Consider the following 13,451-nt stretch of genomic DNA (forward strand, 5'->3'; position numbering starts at 1 on the left):
TCAACGGCTTTATCCGGTCGCCCGGGTGCCCGGTGTCGTGGGCTCGCCGACCCGCAGCAGCGGCCAGTCGGCCAGATCCCGCAGCAGCTGCCGGTCGTGGGTGACGACGACGACAGCGGCACTCGTCGCGCGGATCGCGGCGGTCAGCTCGTCGGCAAGCGTCGATGACAGGTGGTTGGTCGGCTCGTCGAGCAAAATCACTGTGGGCCGCCCGGCCAACACCAGTGCCAGATCGAGGCGGCGCTGCTGCCCCTGCGACAACCGCCCGACGGGCGTACGCGTCGCGGCGGAGTCCAGCAGCCCGAGGGATCCGAGCGACACGGCCTCGGCGGCGGGCAGCACACCAGCGGACACCAGTCGCCCCACCTGGCCGGCGTACACCTCGTCGGCGGTGAGGTCGGGAGCCTGCCCGGCGGTCTCCTGAATGAGCCGGGCGACCCGGGCCTCCCTCGCCGTCCAGGTGCACCCGACGGAGGGTTCGAGCGCTCCGGCGAGCACCGCGAGCAGTGTGGACTTCCCGGCGCCGTTGGGCCCGGTGACGAGCAGCCGGTCACCGCCGTCGATGGTGAGGTCGACCGGACCGGCGAGCCGCCCGTCGACGGCGACACCCTGTGCGCGTACCTGCGGCGCGCCCTGCCGTACGCCGAGGTCCGGCAACCGCAGCATCGGCGGCGGTTTCGGTACATCGAGCTGGTGTGCCTGGAGCGCGTCCTGCTGCCGGTTCAGGGCCTGCACGACGCCCGGCGCGCGGGACTGACGCTGGTGCTTGCCGGTCCCCTTGTCCGGTCGCCAGCCGGTGGAGAGCCGGTCGCGGGCCTTCGACACCGCGTCCTGGAGTCGTCGACGCTCGGTCTGCTGCTGCTCGTACTCCTGCTCCCAGTGCTCCCGCTCGCGACGGCGGGCGTCCTGCCAGGCGTCATAACCGCCGGCGTGGAGCCGCGCCTTCGCGTCTTGGGTGGGGTCGAGGTCGAGGAACCGGTCCGCGACGTCGCGGAGCAGCGCCCGGTCGTGGCTGACGATGGCGAGACCGCCGTCGTGCTCGCGGAGCCGGCGGGTCAGGAAGTCCAGGCCGCCGGCGTCGAGGTGGTTGGTCGGCTCGTCGAGCAGCAGCACATCGTGGCGGGCGCCGAGCAGGCACGCCAGCCGCACCCGGTAGCGCTGCCCCACCGACAACGTCACCAGGGGGCGGTCGCGGTCGGTGCAGGCGTCGAGGGCCTCCAGTGCCACGTCGACGCGGCGCTCGGCGTCCCACGCGTCGAGGCGGGTGGCCGCGTCGAGCGCGGCGGCGTAGCGGTCCTCGGCGCTCGGGGCGCCAGCAGTCAGGGCGAGGGTCGCCTCGTCCAGCGCGGCGAGGGCGGTGAGCGACGCGGCGAGGGCCTCGGACGTGAGGGTGCCGACCGTCTCGCCGTCGCGGGCGGGTAGCTCCTGGCGGGCCAGTCCGATCGTGCCGGCCCGCCGCACGGTGCCGCCGTCCGGCGTGATCAGCCCGGCGAGGACGTGCAGCAGCGCCGTCTTGCCGCGGCCGTTCTCGCCGACGACCGCCACCCTCGAACGGGCGGAGACGGTGACCGAGACGTCGGTCAGGACGCGCCGAGACCCGCGGTTCACTGTGACGTCGGTGGCGCGGACGTGCGCGCTGCCGGCCTCGACGGACCGGGACATGGTTTCGGGGTTCGGTGTGAGGTTCAACGGTGCTCCGCAGCTCGCGATGGAGCCGGGCAGCAGCTAACGGCCGCCCGGCGGGAACCGGGACGGCGAGCGCGAATTCAGCAGAACGAAGGGCGCCGCCGTCAGCGGGCGGAGCGGACCTTCTGCGACCAGATACCTCGTGCCATGACAGCGATGCTAGCAACCTCGGCGCGTCAGGTCCTGAGGGTTTCGCCCACCCCGTGGTCAGCGCGACACGAGGTGGGCGGGGGGAATACCAGGGTGCCGTCTACCGGCGGGGGCGGGGCAGCAGGGCGATCAACGCGACCGCCACGGCCACGTGCGTCGCGCCGAGAGCGAGCTTGGCGCCGCCGGTGGCCTCGACGCCGAGCAGGGGAACGAAGGACAGCACCGTCACGACGATGGCCAGCGAGATCCAGACCGGTCGAGCGACCCGGCTGGCGAACCGCTCCAGCAGCGCCAGCGACGCCCAGCCGAGCAGGGCGGCCACCAGGGCGATCATGACGATCGCGCCGGCCCCGATGACAGTGGCGGGCTGGCCCGGGCTCTCGACGGTGTAGTCGACTCCGGCCAACGCGCCGATCGCCCAGATGGCCAGGGGGGCCACGACAGCGGCGGCGACGCCGAGGGCGCGGCGGCGGAGTAATGAGGGGGCAGGGCTCGTGACGGTGGCAGCACTCATGACGGCTCCTCGTTCAGGGGAAACGAACGAGTACGACCGTAACAGATAGTCTTGTTCGGAACTATCTTTCTCTGGACTAAAAGCCGGAGCGGGCCCCCGGCGCGTACGGGGAGGTGTTGGCCAGGGGTCCGCTCACCAACCCCAGGAGAGCGCGCAGGAACACCTCCCGGTCCTGCTCGGGCAGGGTTGCCAGCAGGTCGTCCTGGACGCGTCGGACCACCTGTTGCGCTTGCCGCAGCACCTGCTCCCCCGTTGGAGTCACAGCGACCATCCGGGCCCGCCGGTCCGTTGGCACCGGGCGGCGCTCGGCCAACCCGGCCCGTTCCAGTTGGTCGAGCGTCACCACCATCGTGGTCTTGTCCACACCGCACCGCTCGCCGATCTCCCGCTGGGTCAGCTCGCCGGTGTGGGCCTGCGCCAGCACGTAGTGCGCCCGCGGCGATATGCCCAGCTCGGCCAACCCGGCGGCGTGCTCGGTCTGCAACGCGTGACTCGCCCAGGAGAGCAGAAACAACAGGTCCGGCGGGCCATCGGCGGGCGTGCAGGAGGTCATGCGCCGAGGCTAGCAAGATCCTCCGCGACCAGACGGTTCCCGTAGTCGACGTTCAGAGCGGGTGCCCGGCTCGAACGATTACCGCGAAGATCCGTCGCCGCCCGTCGTCGGCCAGGGCTCCGGCCAGCACATGCGCAGTCACGCCGGTCACCCTCGCATCAGCGGTACGCGCGCCGCCACGCGATGTTCGACCCCGCTCAGTCGGCCTGCGGCGTGCTCTGTGGCTCTTCGGCGACGAGCAGCACCCGGCGCAGCAGGGTGGAGAGGTGTCGTCGCTCGGTCGGGGTGAGCGCGCCGAGCAGGCGATGCTCCTCAGCGCCCTGGACCTCCATCGCCCCGCGCCAGGCGGCCTGGCCCGCCTCGGTGAGCTCCACATCCACGCGTCGACGGTCGACTGTCGACGGAATCCGGCGGACGAAGCCCCGCCGCAGCAGCGCGTCCACCCGCGCGGTGATCGAGGCGGGGGCCATCGTGAGGTCCACGGCGAGGTCCGAGGGTGCGGCCCGGCCACCGCGGCCGGCCAGGGCGTGCAGGGTGTCGTACTCGTGGGCCGGCAGGTCGAGGTCGACCAGGACCCGCTCCTTGACGGCCCGCAGGTGCCGGGTCAGTCGGATCATCCTGGTCACCGCCCCCTCGACGTCAGCGTCGAGGTCGGGCACCACGGGCAGCCAGCGCTCGATGTGCCGGTCGACGGCGTCCGGAGTGGTGGTCACCGTGTCACCTTACCTCAACGCCGAAATATTCATTGTCAAAATATTCGACGCCGAAGTATGTTGTGGCAATGACTCACCCACTACGCGACCACTCCTTCCGGCTGCTGTTCCTGGGGCGCACCATCTCCGCCCTCGGCGACGCGGTGGTGCCCGCCGCCCTGGCGCTGGCCGTGCTGCGGTCCACCGGCTCCACCGGCGCGCTGGCCGTCGTCCTCGCCGCGGCGGTCGTGCCCCGGCTGGTTCTGCTGCCGTTCGGCGGGGTGGTGGCCGACCGGTTCGACGCCCGCCGGGTCGCCCTCCTGGCCGACCTGGTCCGCTGCGCCACGCAGCTCGCGGTCGGCGTGGAGCTGCTCGGCGGCGACCCGTCGCTGACCACGGTGGTGGTGGCGTCCGCGCTCGGCGGCACCGCCTCGGCGTTCGCCATCCCTACCGCTTCCCCGCTGGTCGCCGGCACCGTCGAACCCGCCAACCGGCAGCGGGCCAACGCCCTGATGGGGATCACCGCCAACACCAGCCGCCTCGCCGGCCCGGCGCTGGCCGGCGCGCTGATCTGGGCCGCCGGGCCCGGCTGGGCGTTCATCCTGGACGGCGCGTCGTTCGCGCTCAGCGCCACGCTGCTCGCGCTGGTGCGGGTCCGCCACGTGCCGGTCCCCCGCCGTTCCGTCCTCGCCGACCTGCGACACGGCTTCGGCGAGGTACGCGCCCGCGACTGGTTCTGGACCAGCCTGCTCGGGCATGGCGTCTGGAACGGCGCCGCCGCCGTGCTGATGACCCTCGGGCCGGCCGTCGCCATCGACCGTCTCGGCGGCGAGACGACCTGGGTGCTGCTGTTGCAGGCCGGCGCGATCGGAATGCTGACCGGATCGCTGCTGGCCGGGCGGGTCCGGCTGCACCGGCCGGTGCTGCTGGCCAACCTTGGGCTGGCCTGCTACGCCGCGCCGCTGTTCCTGCTCGCCATCGCCGCGCCCGCCCCCGCGGTCATCGCCGCCTACGCGGTGGCGCTGACCGCCCTCGGTTACCTCAACCCGGTGTGGGAGACCGTCGTGCAGCACCACTTCCCACCGGAGGTCCTGGCTCGGGTCACCTCCTACGACTGGCTGGTGTCGCTGGGCGCCATGCCGCTGGGCTACGCGCTGGCGCCGTTGGCCGCCGACGCGTTCGGCGCACCCGTCCCGCTGGCCGTCGCCGGCCTGCTGGTGCTCGCCTCCTGCGCGGGAACCGCCCTCGTTCCCGGCGTACGCCGATTCACCTGGCCGACGACCCCGCAACCGCAGCCGGCCGACTCCGCCGCCGTCCGTTGACCAGATCGATCGACGACGACGCGCGGTGACCGCCGGCCTGGCCTACCCACGACAAAGGCTCCCGGCGCTGGCCGGGTGCCATTGTTCGATGTGGTCGGTCAGCCGGCGTCGCGGGCCATCGCGACGAAGCCACGCCACGACTGCGGGCTGAATGTCAGCGTGCCGCCGTCGCGGTCCTTCGTGTCGCGGACCAGGACCACGCCCGGAAGGTTGTCGGCAACCTCGACGCAGTTGCCACCGTTACCGCCGCTCCTCATCGATTCCGTGACACCGCGATCCGGTGGACCGGTCGTGCGCCGAGGGGGGTCAGCGTCGCCGGTCGTAGTCCTCGCGTGCGGTCATGATCGCGGGGATCTCGGATTCAATCGCCTCGAGCAGGGCGCGCAGCGTGGCGGCGATGCGGGCGCCCGGGGCGGTGAGCGTGTATTCCACCCGGGGCGGAATGGTGGCTTGCACGTCGCGGGTCACCAGGCCGTCGCGTTCCAGGGCGTGCAGGGTCTGCGCGAGCATCTTTTCGCTTACCCCGTCCACCCGGCGGCGTAGGGCGTTGAATCGGTAGGAGCCCTCGGTGAGGGCGACCAGGGCCAGCGTCCCCCACTTGTCGGCAACGGTCTCCATCGTCTGGCGAGATGGGCAGGCCCGGTTGAACACGTCGACGATCAGGTCGTCGATCGGATCGTCTAGGGCGTCTCGCGGTGCAGTGGACATGCCTATGACGGTAACCGCTGGAACGTACCCGATCAATGACAGCACTCTCCAGGGGTTGGCACTTCCTCATAGTTAGTGCATCCTGTAGGCAGGTAGCTCGCCAGCCGACATCGGGAGAACCGAAAATGATCACTGTTACCGCCGCCACCGGTCACCTTGGCCGCCTCGTCATCGAGGATCTGCTGCAACGCGGCGTGCATGCCGGCGAGATCGTGGCCGCCGTGCGTAACCCGGACAAAGCCGCCGACCTCGCCGAGCGTGGTGTTCAGGTGCGCGAGGCCGACTACGCCCGGCCCGAGACCCTCGCCGCGGCGTTCGCCGGCACCGACAAACTTCTGCTGATCTCCGGCAACGAGGTTGGCCAGCGGCTGGCGCAGCACAGGAACGCCGTGCAGGCCGCGGCGGCCGCCCGTGTCCAGCTGATCGCGTACACCAGCACCCTGCGCGCTGAGACCAACGGCACGAAGCTCGCCGAAGAGCACCGGACCACCGAGGCAATGATTCGCGAGTCCGGCGTACCGTACGTCTTCCTGCGCAACGGCTGGTACATCGAGAACAACACCGACAACCTCGCCACCGCGTTGCAATACGGAACGATCGCCGGCTCTGCGGGCGACGGCCAGATCTCCGGCGCCACCCAGGCCGACTTCGCGGCTGCCGCGGGCGTCGTGCTCACCAGCGACGGTCATGACGGTGCCGTGTACGAACTGGGCGGCACCCCCTACACCATGACCGAGCTCGCCGCCGAGGTCGCCGCTCAGACTGGCAAGCCGGTGGCCTACCAGAACCTGCCCGCCGACGCGTACACCGAGATGCTGGTCGGCGCCGGAGTGCCCGTGCCGTTCGCCGCCCTGCTGGTCGACTCGGACCTCGGCGTCAGCCGCGGCGAACTCTTCACGCCCAGCACCGACCTGCAGCGACTCATCGGACGCCCGAGCACGCCGCTCACCGACGTCGTCGCCGGCGCGGTCAAGACAGCCTGAACCCAGCATCAACCGGACAGCCGTATCGAAGTGTCACCGGCCTTGCCGACCAAGGGACCGAACTCCACCTTCTGCAGCGCCCACGCCTCGGGCGTGAGCACGAACGACGCCGGATCGGCATACCGGCGCGAGCCGACGGTCGGCGGCAGAAGCTCGGGCAGGCCGCTGGACACGTCGGGCCTCGGCCCGGTCGGCGTCGCGCTGCGCGGCACCTGGGCCGCCGCTGGCGTGGCCCTCACCGCCAGCGCCTCCGCATTCTGAACGGGCGGTTCGCAAATCGCAGCACCACGAACTGGGTGGGCGTCGGTGCCGACGCCCACCCAGTTCGTTCCTCAAGGGCCGGAGTGAGACGTTCTCGTGGTGGGTCGGCCAGCTGGACCGCCACGCCCCGCACGGTGCGGAACTGGCGCACGAACGCCTCGTCCGCCCCGGTCAACGTGAAGTCCCGAATCAGCTCCGCCCGGTCGATCTCCGGGAACCCCGAAGCCGCGCCAGTTCCTCCGCCGAGAACACATCCTGAGCAGCCACGAAACCGCCGCCTTAGCGTTGATTCTGGTCTGGAAACTACGGACAGGCCGAAGCCCGCTGAACAACCGGCCCCCGGCCGGACGGATCCACCGGGCAAAGTTGCTGGGACCGGTAAACCTCGCGAGCGCACCTGGTGTCTTGCTGGTTGACAAGGCCGGGAGGTCAGATGCGGGATTCGCGCGGGGCGGAGTTCGACGACTTCGTTCGCACACGGTCGGCGGTGCTGTTGCGGGTTGCCTTCCTGCTGACCGGGGACCGGCACGCCGCCGAGGACCTGCTCCAGGAGGTGCTGGAGCAGGTGTATGTGCGCTGGCGTCGGGTGCAGAGCAGCCCGGAGGCGTACGCGCGACGTGCGCTGGTCAACCGGTCGATCAACCGGTGGCGGTGGCGTGCCCGCCGTCCGGAACAGTCGCTGGGCGACCACGACGGGGTTGCCCGCGACCACGCCGACGCGGTGGCGGTTCGTGAACTGGTCGTCGGGGCGCTGCGGGCGTTGCCGGCTCGGCAGCGGGCCGCTGTCGTGCTCCGCTACCTGGAAGACCTGCCGGTCGTCGACGTTGCGGCGGCGATGGGCTGTTCAGAGGGTGCGGTGAAGAGTCACGCCTCCCGTGGGTTGGCTCGGCTGCGAGAGGCGCTGGCCGGGTCGAACCTCGTCATACCCATCACTGGAACCGGGAGTTCGCGATGACCATGAACGACAGTGACGTGCGCGGCATCCTGCATCGCGCTACGGACGACCTGGTCAGCCCGCCGCGCCTGCTCGCTGAGGTGCGTCGGGGTGGGCGGCGGCGGATGGTGCGCCGGCGAGTGGTGTTGGCGGCGCTCTGCGCGGCAGTGGTGGCCGTGCCCATGGCTGGCGTTCTCGACCTGCCCGGCGACGCCGGAGACACCCGTGCCGCCTCTCCGCTGCTCGACCAGCCGACTCGCGGTGATCTGGCCGCCGACGAGGGATACCTGCGGCAGGTCCGCCAGGTGTGGCAGCGCCGGATCAAGGAGGCCGGGGATCGGACGCGCGGCGAACCGCACGTCGTGTGGGCAGGAGGTACGCCTGCTGGCCCGGCCGCCTACGTGGCCCACGCCACCGCGCACGGCACGACGGTGGGATTCGTCGAACCCACCGCCGGCGGTCCGCGCGTGCGCACCCTGACGCAGGCCACCGACAACGAAACAGACGGCCTCGAGCAGGCGGTACTGCTCGGACCGCAGCGCGACGTGCTCCTTGTGCTCGACTTCGGGCAACCGGTGGAGTTCTCCGCGCAACTGAGGTACGAACCCGATGGCAAGGTCGAGCGAACCTTCGAGCCGGTGGTGTTCCGAGACGGTGCGGCGGTGTTGTCGGTGCCGCCACAGCGCACGAAGCTCACCGTCGCGCTCTCCAGGACTCCCGTGGAACGGCAGAACGCGATTCACATCGACGGTACGAGCGAGATCCTCTTCCCCGACAACAAGGATCGGCCCGCGCCACCGCTTCTCCGCCACACGTTGCCCGGCACGAAGCAGGTCTGGGGCACCGACCCGGCTGCCACAGAGGTGAACGCGCCGACCGAAGCCCTCGCCGAATACTTCGACCCTGCTGGAGCGCACACGCACAACGGATCTCCACTCCTGTGGGTCTACGGGGCAACCCCCGACGGTCAGCGGCTCCTCGTGACAACCGTCCAGTACGACGACGACCCGTCCCGCGTCATCGCGTTGCTCGCCCGCACATATCTGCCGTTCGAGGCGGTGGCCAGCACGACCGCGGACTGGTCGGCACCCCTGCCTGTGCGGCTACGACTGCCCGACGACCAGGGCGTTCTCGTCGCCGCCGAGGGGTCAGCGCTGAGCTTCCGGGTCGGCGACGGCCAGTGGCAGGACGTCGGCCGCGACGCGGCACTGCTGCCCGCGACAGCGACCGAGGTACGGGTCACCGACGCCGGCGGGGCCACCACCGACGTCCCGATCGCTTCCTGAAGCAGCTCCCGACAACAGCAAATACGGTGCTCACCGACGCTCTCCTGGCTACCTTCACCCACAGGCTGGTTCACCCGTCCCGGGTATCGGCGGCACGATGCCTCACCGCGGCCCTCGGCGACAGGGGACCTTCGAGATGTCCGGCGCAGCGTCTGCCACGGCAGACGCTGCGCCGTTGCGTCCCATCCAGACGCTTCGCCGCAACAGGCCATTCCGAACGCTGTTCTCGGCACGGCTCGTCTCGTACGCTGGCGATTCACTCAGCCTTGTCGCGCTGATCGTCCACGTCGCCGAGACGACGGGTAAAGGGCTGGCGGTCGCGCTTCTGCTCCTTGTCGGCGCCATCCGCGCCGCCCATCGAGTAGATCGGGTGATCAGATCGGGCCGTCGGTGCGCAGCCGTGCGTGCAGGTGCATGTCGTGCCAGCCGTCGGCGTGGCGAACCGACCCCCGGAGCACGCCCTCCACCGGAAAGTCGGCCCGCGTGGCCACCCGGCACGACGCCGTATTGGCGGTCGAGTGATCCAGGGCCAGCCGGTGCAGACCGGCCCGCGTGAAACTCCACCGGGTGAGTGCCCTCAGCGCCTCGGTGGCGATGCCCCGACCACGCGCGGCGGGCACCAACCAGTACGACAGTTGCGCCGACGCCTCGGCCAGCAGCACGCCCCGCAATCCCACCTGACCCAGCGGCCGGTCGTCGGCGTCGACGATCGCCCAGCTGGCGGCCGTCTCGTCACGCCAACGGCCGGCCCACTGCGCCGTCCACACCCGCGCCTCGTCGTCGCCGTCGATGCGGCGGACGTGCCACCGCTGGATCTGCGGACAGTCGAAGGCCGCCCGGACGGCCGGGGCGTCGTCGTCGCGCCACGGCCGCAGGGCCAGCCCGGGACGTACCGGTAGGTGGGGTTGCTCCTGGGCGGCGAGGCTCCCGGCGGGCAGGGCTGGTACGACGAGCAGCGGCATCCGCCCATTATCGAGCCGACGGCCTCACTCCCCGGTCGGGCCGCCCGCGAGCTCGGCGACCACGTCGAGGTGGCCCAGGTGGCGGAGGTAGTCCAGGTAGCGCAGGAAGACCTCGGTGCGGCTGCCGGCCGGGTCGGTGGGATCGGGAAACGAGGTCATGACCCGGCCGGCAGGCCACGGCCGCGCTGACGCACCCCGGCCGCGCCGTACGGGTAGTCGCCCACCAGCGGGGCACTCGCCTCGTCCAGCAGCCGCATCTGCTCGGCGTCGAGGACCAGGTCGGCGGCGGTCAGGTTGTCGTCGAGCTGGTCGGTGGTCCGCGCGCCGAGGATCACCGAGGTGACCGCCGGTCGGGCCGCCAGCCAGGCCAGCGAGACCGCCGACATGGACGCGCCCCGGTCGTCGGCGATCTGGCGGACCGCGTCGAGCACCTGCCAGGTGCGCTCCTCGGCGTTGCGACCCGCGTACGCCTCGACGCCGCGCTGCGGGTTCTCGCCGAGCCGCGTCGCGCCGGTGGGTGTGGTGTCGCGCTGGTACTTGCCGGTGAGCCACCCGCCGCCCAGCGGTGACCACGGCAGGATGCCGATGCCTTCGTTCTCGCAGACCGGTACCAGCTCGAACTCGATGTCCCGGGCCAGCAGGTTGTACTGGGGTTGCAGGCTCACGATCGGGGTGAGGTTGAGGTGCTGGGTGAGCAGTGCGGCCTTCTGCAACTGCCAACCGGTGAAGTTGCTGACTCCCGCGTAGCGGATCTTGCCGGCGCTGACCGCGTCGTCGAAGAACCGCAGGGTCTCCGGCAGCGGGGTCAGCGGATCCCAGGCGTGCGCCTGGTACAGGTCGACGGCCTCGACGCCGAGACGGCGCAGGCTGGCGTCCAGGGCGCGGGTGAGGTGCACCCGGGACAGGCCGGCGTCGTTTGCCCCCGGACCCATCGGGAATCGCCCCTTGGTGGCGATCACCAGGCGGTCACGCACGTCGGGTCGGCTGCGCAGCCAACGCCCGATGATGTCCTCGGAGACACCGGTGGAGTAGACGTCAGCGGTGTCGATGAAGGTGCCGCCGGCCTCGACGAACCGGTCCAGTTGGGCGAAGCTGCCGGCCTCGTCGGTCTCCGCGCCGAAGGTCATCGTGCCCAGACACAGGGTGGACACCACGGTGCCGGTGTTGCCCAGAGTGCGATAGCGCATATCGTCCTTTCGGTCCGAGTGACAAAGCTGATCTTCGCACCCGCCTCGGCCAGGCGCATTCGGTACCGTGCCGAACGCCGGTAGGGGCACCCACGCGGCGACGCCGCCAGTCATCATGAGCGGGTGAGCGAGCCCGCGATCGAGATCGACCGACCTCAGCGGCCGACCCAGTCGCCGCAGCCGGGGCGGCCGCCGGAGCCTGGCATTCGCACCCGCGGCCCGTGGCTGGTGGCCGCCGCGACCACAGTGACGCTCCTGCTGCTCGCCGGCCGTTACGGCTACCACCGCGACGAGCTGTACTTCCTGCTCGCCGGTCGGCACCTCGACTGGGGCTACGTCGATCAGGGGCCGCTCGTCCCGGTGCTGGCCCGGCTGCTCGACACGATCGCCCCGGGCAACCTGGTGGTGCTGCGTACCCCGTCGGCGGTGCTGGCCGGCGGCGCGGTGCTGCTGGTCGCCGCCATCGCCCGGGAGTTGGGGGCCGGCCGGGGCGGGCAGCTCTTCGCGGCGGTGCTCGCCGCGCTCTCCGGCATCGTGCTCGCCAGTGGTCATCTGCTCAGCACCACCACCGTCGACCTGCTGGTCTGGTTGGTCGCGGCGTGGTGCGCGGTGCGGTTGCTGCGCACCGGTGACAGCCGCTGGGCGCTGGGCATCGGGCTGGCGATCGGTGTGGGCATGCTCAGCAAGCTGCTGCCGGCGCTGCTGGCCGTGGGCCTGGTCGCCGGGGTGCTCATCGCCGGGCCACGCCGGCTGCTGCGCGACCGGTGGGTTCTCGCCGGGGCCGGGATCGCCGTGCTGCTGGCCGCGCCGAACCTGATCTGGCAGGCAAGCAACGGCTTTCCGCAGCTCGGCGTTGCCGGGGCCATCTCCGACGGTGACAGCTCCTACAGTGGCCGGCTCGACGCGTTCACCCTCCAGTTCGTCATCATCAGCCCGTACGCCGTGCCGATCTGGATCGCTGGTCTCGTCGCGCTGCTCCGCCGACCGGCGTGGCGGGCCTACCGGGCGGTGGGCTGGGCGTGGTTGGTGGTGGTCGGCGTCGTGTTGATCGCCGGCGGCAAGGGCTACTACGACGCGCCGCTGCTGCTGGTCCTCACCGCCGCCGGTGCGCTGGTCGCCGTGGCGTGGGCCTCGCGGGGGTCACGCTGGTGGCGTCGGGGTTTGCTCGCGCTGGGTGTGGTGCCGTTCCTGCTGCCCAACGTCGTGCTGCTGCTGCCGGTGCTGCCGGCCGACCGGTTGCCCGCCTTCGTGGTCGACGTCAACTACGACGCCGGCGAGACCATCGGTTGGCCCGAGTTCGCCGACTCCCTCGCGGCTGTCCATCGTGGGTTGTCGCCGCAGGAGCGTTCGCGGGCGGTCGTCCTCACCGGCAACTACGGCGAGGCTGGCGCGGTGGCCCGCTACGGGCCGGCCCGTGGTCTGCCCCGGGCGTACTCCGGGCACAACAGCATGGTCGACTTCGGTCGGCCGCCCGCCGACGCGGACGTGGTCATCGCCGTCGGCTGGGAGCGCCCCGACCAGCTCAACACCTGGTTCGAGCAGTGCACCCCGGCCGGGCAGGTGGACCAGCGGGTCGAGGTGGACAACGACGAGAACGGCGGCCCGATCCACGTGTGTCGGGGGCTGCGGCGTCCGTGGGCGCAGATCTGGGACACCGAGGTACGCCACACCGGCTGACCGTGTTCGCCCGGCTCTGCGGGGTCGGGTCAGGCTCCGCCGGTCAGCCAGGCCTGGATGCCGACCAGCGCCTCGGGGCCGGAGGTGGCGTCGACGTCGCGGGCGAGATCGGCGATGGTGACCGCGGCGAGCGCCTGGTGCCACGCGTCCTCGGCCGCCCACATGGCGCGGGACACCGGGCAGGGCGTGGTGCAGGCGTCGGCCGGGGTCGCGAAGGGGCCGCGCTGGCGGATCTCCGTGCAGACGAAGGTCGGGCCGGGCCCGTCGACGGCCCGGACCACGTCGAGCAGGGTGATGCTCTCCGGCGCGCGGGTCAGCACGTAGCCGCCCGACTTGCCCTGCACGGAGTGGATCAGGTTGGCGCGGGCGAGCGCCTGGAGCTGCTTGGCGAGGTAGCTGCTGGAGACGTCGTGCAGTTCCGCCAGCTTGGCCGCCGGAACGGGCGTGTGGCTGGTAGTGAGCACCACGCAGCAGTGCAGCGCCCACTCGACCCCGCCGGACATCTTCATGACGTCACCCTAGCCACCCCGTTACCC

The 13,451-nt window shown here is 71.4% G+C and carries 16 protein-coding genes and 1 pseudogene; 5 read left to right on the forward strand and 12 right to left on the reverse strand.

Features of this window, described 5'->3' with window-relative positions; translation table 11 throughout:
* Positions 1-9: 9 nt before the first annotated feature.
* The 4 genes from ACGF3C_RS27225 to ACGF3C_RS27240 all read right to left on the reverse strand — a co-directional run bounded on the left by ACGF3C_RS27225 (position 10) and on the right by ACGF3C_RS27240 (position 3,616).
* Entirely contained in the window at positions 10-1,689 is a 1,680-nt protein-coding gene (locus ACGF3C_RS27225) for an ATP-binding cassette domain-containing protein (RefSeq protein ID WP_393226446.1), read from the reverse strand.
* A 247-nt stretch (positions 1,690-1,936) separates the two neighbouring features.
* Positions 1,937-2,350 carry a DUF6069 family protein gene (locus ACGF3C_RS27230; RefSeq protein ID WP_393226448.1) on the reverse strand — a complete coding sequence of 138 codons (414 nt, stop codon included), beginning with the start codon at positions 2,348-2,350 and terminating at the stop codon, positions 1,937-1,939.
* Between the two features lie 76 nt (positions 2,351-2,426).
* Positions 2,427-2,903 (reverse strand): MarR family winged helix-turn-helix transcriptional regulator, encoded by a 477-nt coding sequence (locus ACGF3C_RS27235; protein ID WP_393226450.1) that lies wholly within the window; start codon positions 2,901-2,903, stop codon positions 2,427-2,429.
* 197 nt (positions 2,904-3,100) lie between these two features.
* Complete coding sequence (locus ACGF3C_RS27240) at positions 3,101-3,616, reverse strand: MarR family transcriptional regulator (protein WP_357223970.1); 516 nt, start codon at positions 3,614-3,616, stop codon at positions 3,101-3,103.
* Between the two features lie 68 nt (positions 3,617-3,684).
* Here ACGF3C_RS27240 and ACGF3C_RS27245 point away from each other — a divergent pair, with 68 nt between their 5' ends.
* Positions 3,685-4,917, forward strand: coding sequence for an MFS transporter (locus ACGF3C_RS27245; protein WP_393226452.1), 1,233 nt, complete (start codon positions 3,685-3,687; stop codon positions 4,915-4,917).
* Between the two features lie 98 nt (positions 4,918-5,015).
* Here the strand turns inward: ACGF3C_RS27245 and ACGF3C_RS27250 are convergent, their stop codons facing one another.
* Entirely contained in the window at positions 5,016-5,174 is a 159-nt protein-coding gene (locus ACGF3C_RS27250) for a DUF397 domain-containing protein (RefSeq protein WP_357223964.1), read from the reverse strand.
* Positions 5,175-5,223: 49 nt separating this feature from the next.
* The gene (locus ACGF3C_RS27255) at positions 5,224-5,625 is read right to left on the reverse strand and encodes a winged helix-turn-helix transcriptional regulator (RefSeq protein ID WP_393226454.1); all 402 of its coding nucleotides are present in this window, start codon (positions 5,623-5,625) and stop codon (positions 5,224-5,226) included.
* 125 nt (positions 5,626-5,750) lie between these two features.
* Here ACGF3C_RS27255 and ACGF3C_RS27260 point away from each other — a divergent pair, with 125 nt between their 5' ends.
* Positions 5,751-6,608 (forward strand): SDR family oxidoreductase, encoded by an 858-nt coding sequence (locus tag ACGF3C_RS27260; protein WP_393226456.1) that lies wholly within the window; start codon positions 5,751-5,753, stop codon positions 6,606-6,608.
* Between the two features lie 8 nt (positions 6,609-6,616).
* On the opposite strand, the gene ACGF3C_RS27265 is transcribed toward ACGF3C_RS27260, so the two are convergent.
* Entirely contained in the window at positions 6,617-6,928 is a 312-nt protein-coding gene (locus ACGF3C_RS27265) for a hypothetical protein (protein ID WP_393226705.1), read from the reverse strand.
* A gap of 38 nt (positions 6,929-6,966) precedes the next feature.
* Positions 6,967-7,136 (reverse strand): annotated as a pseudogene (locus ACGF3C_RS27270) (DUF4158 domain-containing protein); the annotation flags it as partial.
* A 166-nt stretch (positions 7,137-7,302) separates the two neighbouring features.
* Here ACGF3C_RS27270 and ACGF3C_RS27275 point away from each other — a divergent pair.
* Entirely contained in the window at positions 7,303-7,824 is a 522-nt protein-coding gene (locus ACGF3C_RS27275; protein ID WP_393226458.1) for a SigE family RNA polymerase sigma factor, read from the forward strand.
* Positions 7,821-9,089, forward strand: a complete 1,269-nt coding sequence (locus tag ACGF3C_RS27280) for a hypothetical protein (protein WP_393226459.1) — start codon at positions 7,821-7,823, stop codon at positions 9,087-9,089. Before ACGF3C_RS27275 ends, ACGF3C_RS27280 begins: the two co-directional genes overlap by 4 nt.
* Before the next feature lie 374 nt (positions 9,090-9,463).
* Here ACGF3C_RS27280 and ACGF3C_RS27285 read toward each other — a convergent pair whose 3' ends face one another.
* The 3 genes from ACGF3C_RS27285 to ACGF3C_RS27295 are packed head-to-tail and all read right to left on the reverse strand — an operon-like array spanning position 9,464 to position 11,238.
* Positions 9,464-10,051, reverse strand: coding sequence for a GNAT family N-acetyltransferase (locus ACGF3C_RS27285; protein ID WP_355007501.1), 588 nt, complete (start codon positions 10,049-10,051; stop codon positions 9,464-9,466).
* Positions 10,052-10,075: 24 nt separating this feature from the next.
* Entirely contained in the window at positions 10,076-10,210 is a 135-nt protein-coding gene (locus tag ACGF3C_RS27290; protein ID WP_357223946.1) for a hypothetical protein, read from the reverse strand.
* A complete protein-coding gene (locus tag ACGF3C_RS27295; RefSeq protein ID WP_393226460.1) occupies positions 10,207-11,238 on the reverse strand; it encodes an aldo/keto reductase in 1,032 nt (343 codons plus the stop codon). Before ACGF3C_RS27295 ends, ACGF3C_RS27290 begins: the two co-directional genes overlap by 4 nt.
* Positions 11,239-11,361: 123 nt before the next feature.
* Between ACGF3C_RS27295 and ACGF3C_RS27300 the strand changes: the two genes are divergently transcribed.
* A complete protein-coding gene (locus tag ACGF3C_RS27300; protein WP_357223940.1) occupies positions 11,362-12,915 on the forward strand; it encodes a glycosyltransferase family 39 protein in 1,554 nt (517 codons plus the stop codon).
* Between the two features lie 29 nt (positions 12,916-12,944).
* Here the strand turns inward: ACGF3C_RS27300 and ACGF3C_RS27305 are convergent, their stop codons facing one another.
* Positions 12,945-13,424: an Rrf2 family transcriptional regulator gene (locus ACGF3C_RS27305; protein WP_210785612.1), complete on the reverse strand. Its 480-nt coding sequence runs from the start codon at positions 13,422-13,424 to the stop codon at positions 12,945-12,947.
* Positions 13,425-13,451 lie beyond the last annotated feature (27 nt).

The sequence above is a fragment of the Micromonospora sp. NPDC047762 genome, from assembly GCF_043204655.1.
Lineage (GTDB): Bacteria > Actinomycetota > Actinomycetes > Mycobacteriales > Micromonosporaceae > Micromonospora.

What these genes read in the sequence shown, in the direction of transcription:
- ACGF3C_RS27230 (WP_393226448.1), bottom strand. Translation starts at nt 2,350, where the DNA reads ATGAGTGCTGCCACCGTCACGAGCCCTGCCCCCTCATTACTCCGCCGC.
- ACGF3C_RS27235 (WP_393226450.1), bottom strand. Translation starts at nt 2,903, where the DNA reads ATGACCTCCTGCACGCCCGCCGATGGCCCGCCGGACCTGTTGTTTCTG.
- ACGF3C_RS27245 (WP_393226452.1), top strand. Translation starts at nt 3,685, where the DNA reads ATGACTCACCCACTACGCGACCACTCCTTCCGGCTGCTGTTCCTGGGG.
- ACGF3C_RS27250 (WP_357223964.1), bottom strand. Translation starts at nt 5,174, where the DNA reads ATGAGGAGCGGCGGTAACGGTGGCAACTGCGTCGAGGTTGCCGACAAC.
- ACGF3C_RS27255 (WP_393226454.1), bottom strand. Translation starts at nt 5,625, where the DNA reads ATGTCCACTGCACCGCGAGACGCCCTAGACGATCCGATCGACGACCTG.
- ACGF3C_RS27260 (WP_393226456.1), top strand. Translation starts at nt 5,751, where the DNA reads ATGATCACTGTTACCGCCGCCACCGGTCACCTTGGCCGCCTCGTCATC.
- ACGF3C_RS27275 (WP_393226458.1), top strand. Translation starts at nt 7,303, where the DNA reads ATGCGGGATTCGCGCGGGGCGGAGTTCGACGACTTCGTTCGCACACGG.
- ACGF3C_RS27280 (WP_393226459.1), top strand. Translation starts at nt 7,821, where the DNA reads ATGACCATGAACGACAGTGACGTGCGCGGCATCCTGCATCGCGCTACG.
- ACGF3C_RS27285 (WP_355007501.1), bottom strand. Translation starts at nt 10,051, where the DNA reads ATGCCGCTGCTCGTCGTACCAGCCCTGCCCGCCGGGAGCCTCGCCGCC.
- ACGF3C_RS27290 (WP_357223946.1), bottom strand. Translation starts at nt 10,210, where the DNA reads ATGACCTCGTTTCCCGATCCCACCGACCCGGCCGGCAGCCGCACCGAG.
- ACGF3C_RS27295 (WP_393226460.1), bottom strand. Translation starts at nt 11,238, where the DNA reads ATGCGCTATCGCACTCTGGGCAACACCGGCACCGTGGTGTCCACCCTG.
- ACGF3C_RS27305 (WP_210785612.1), bottom strand. Translation starts at nt 13,424, where the DNA reads ATGAAGATGTCCGGCGGGGTCGAGTGGGCGCTGCACTGCTGCGTGGTG.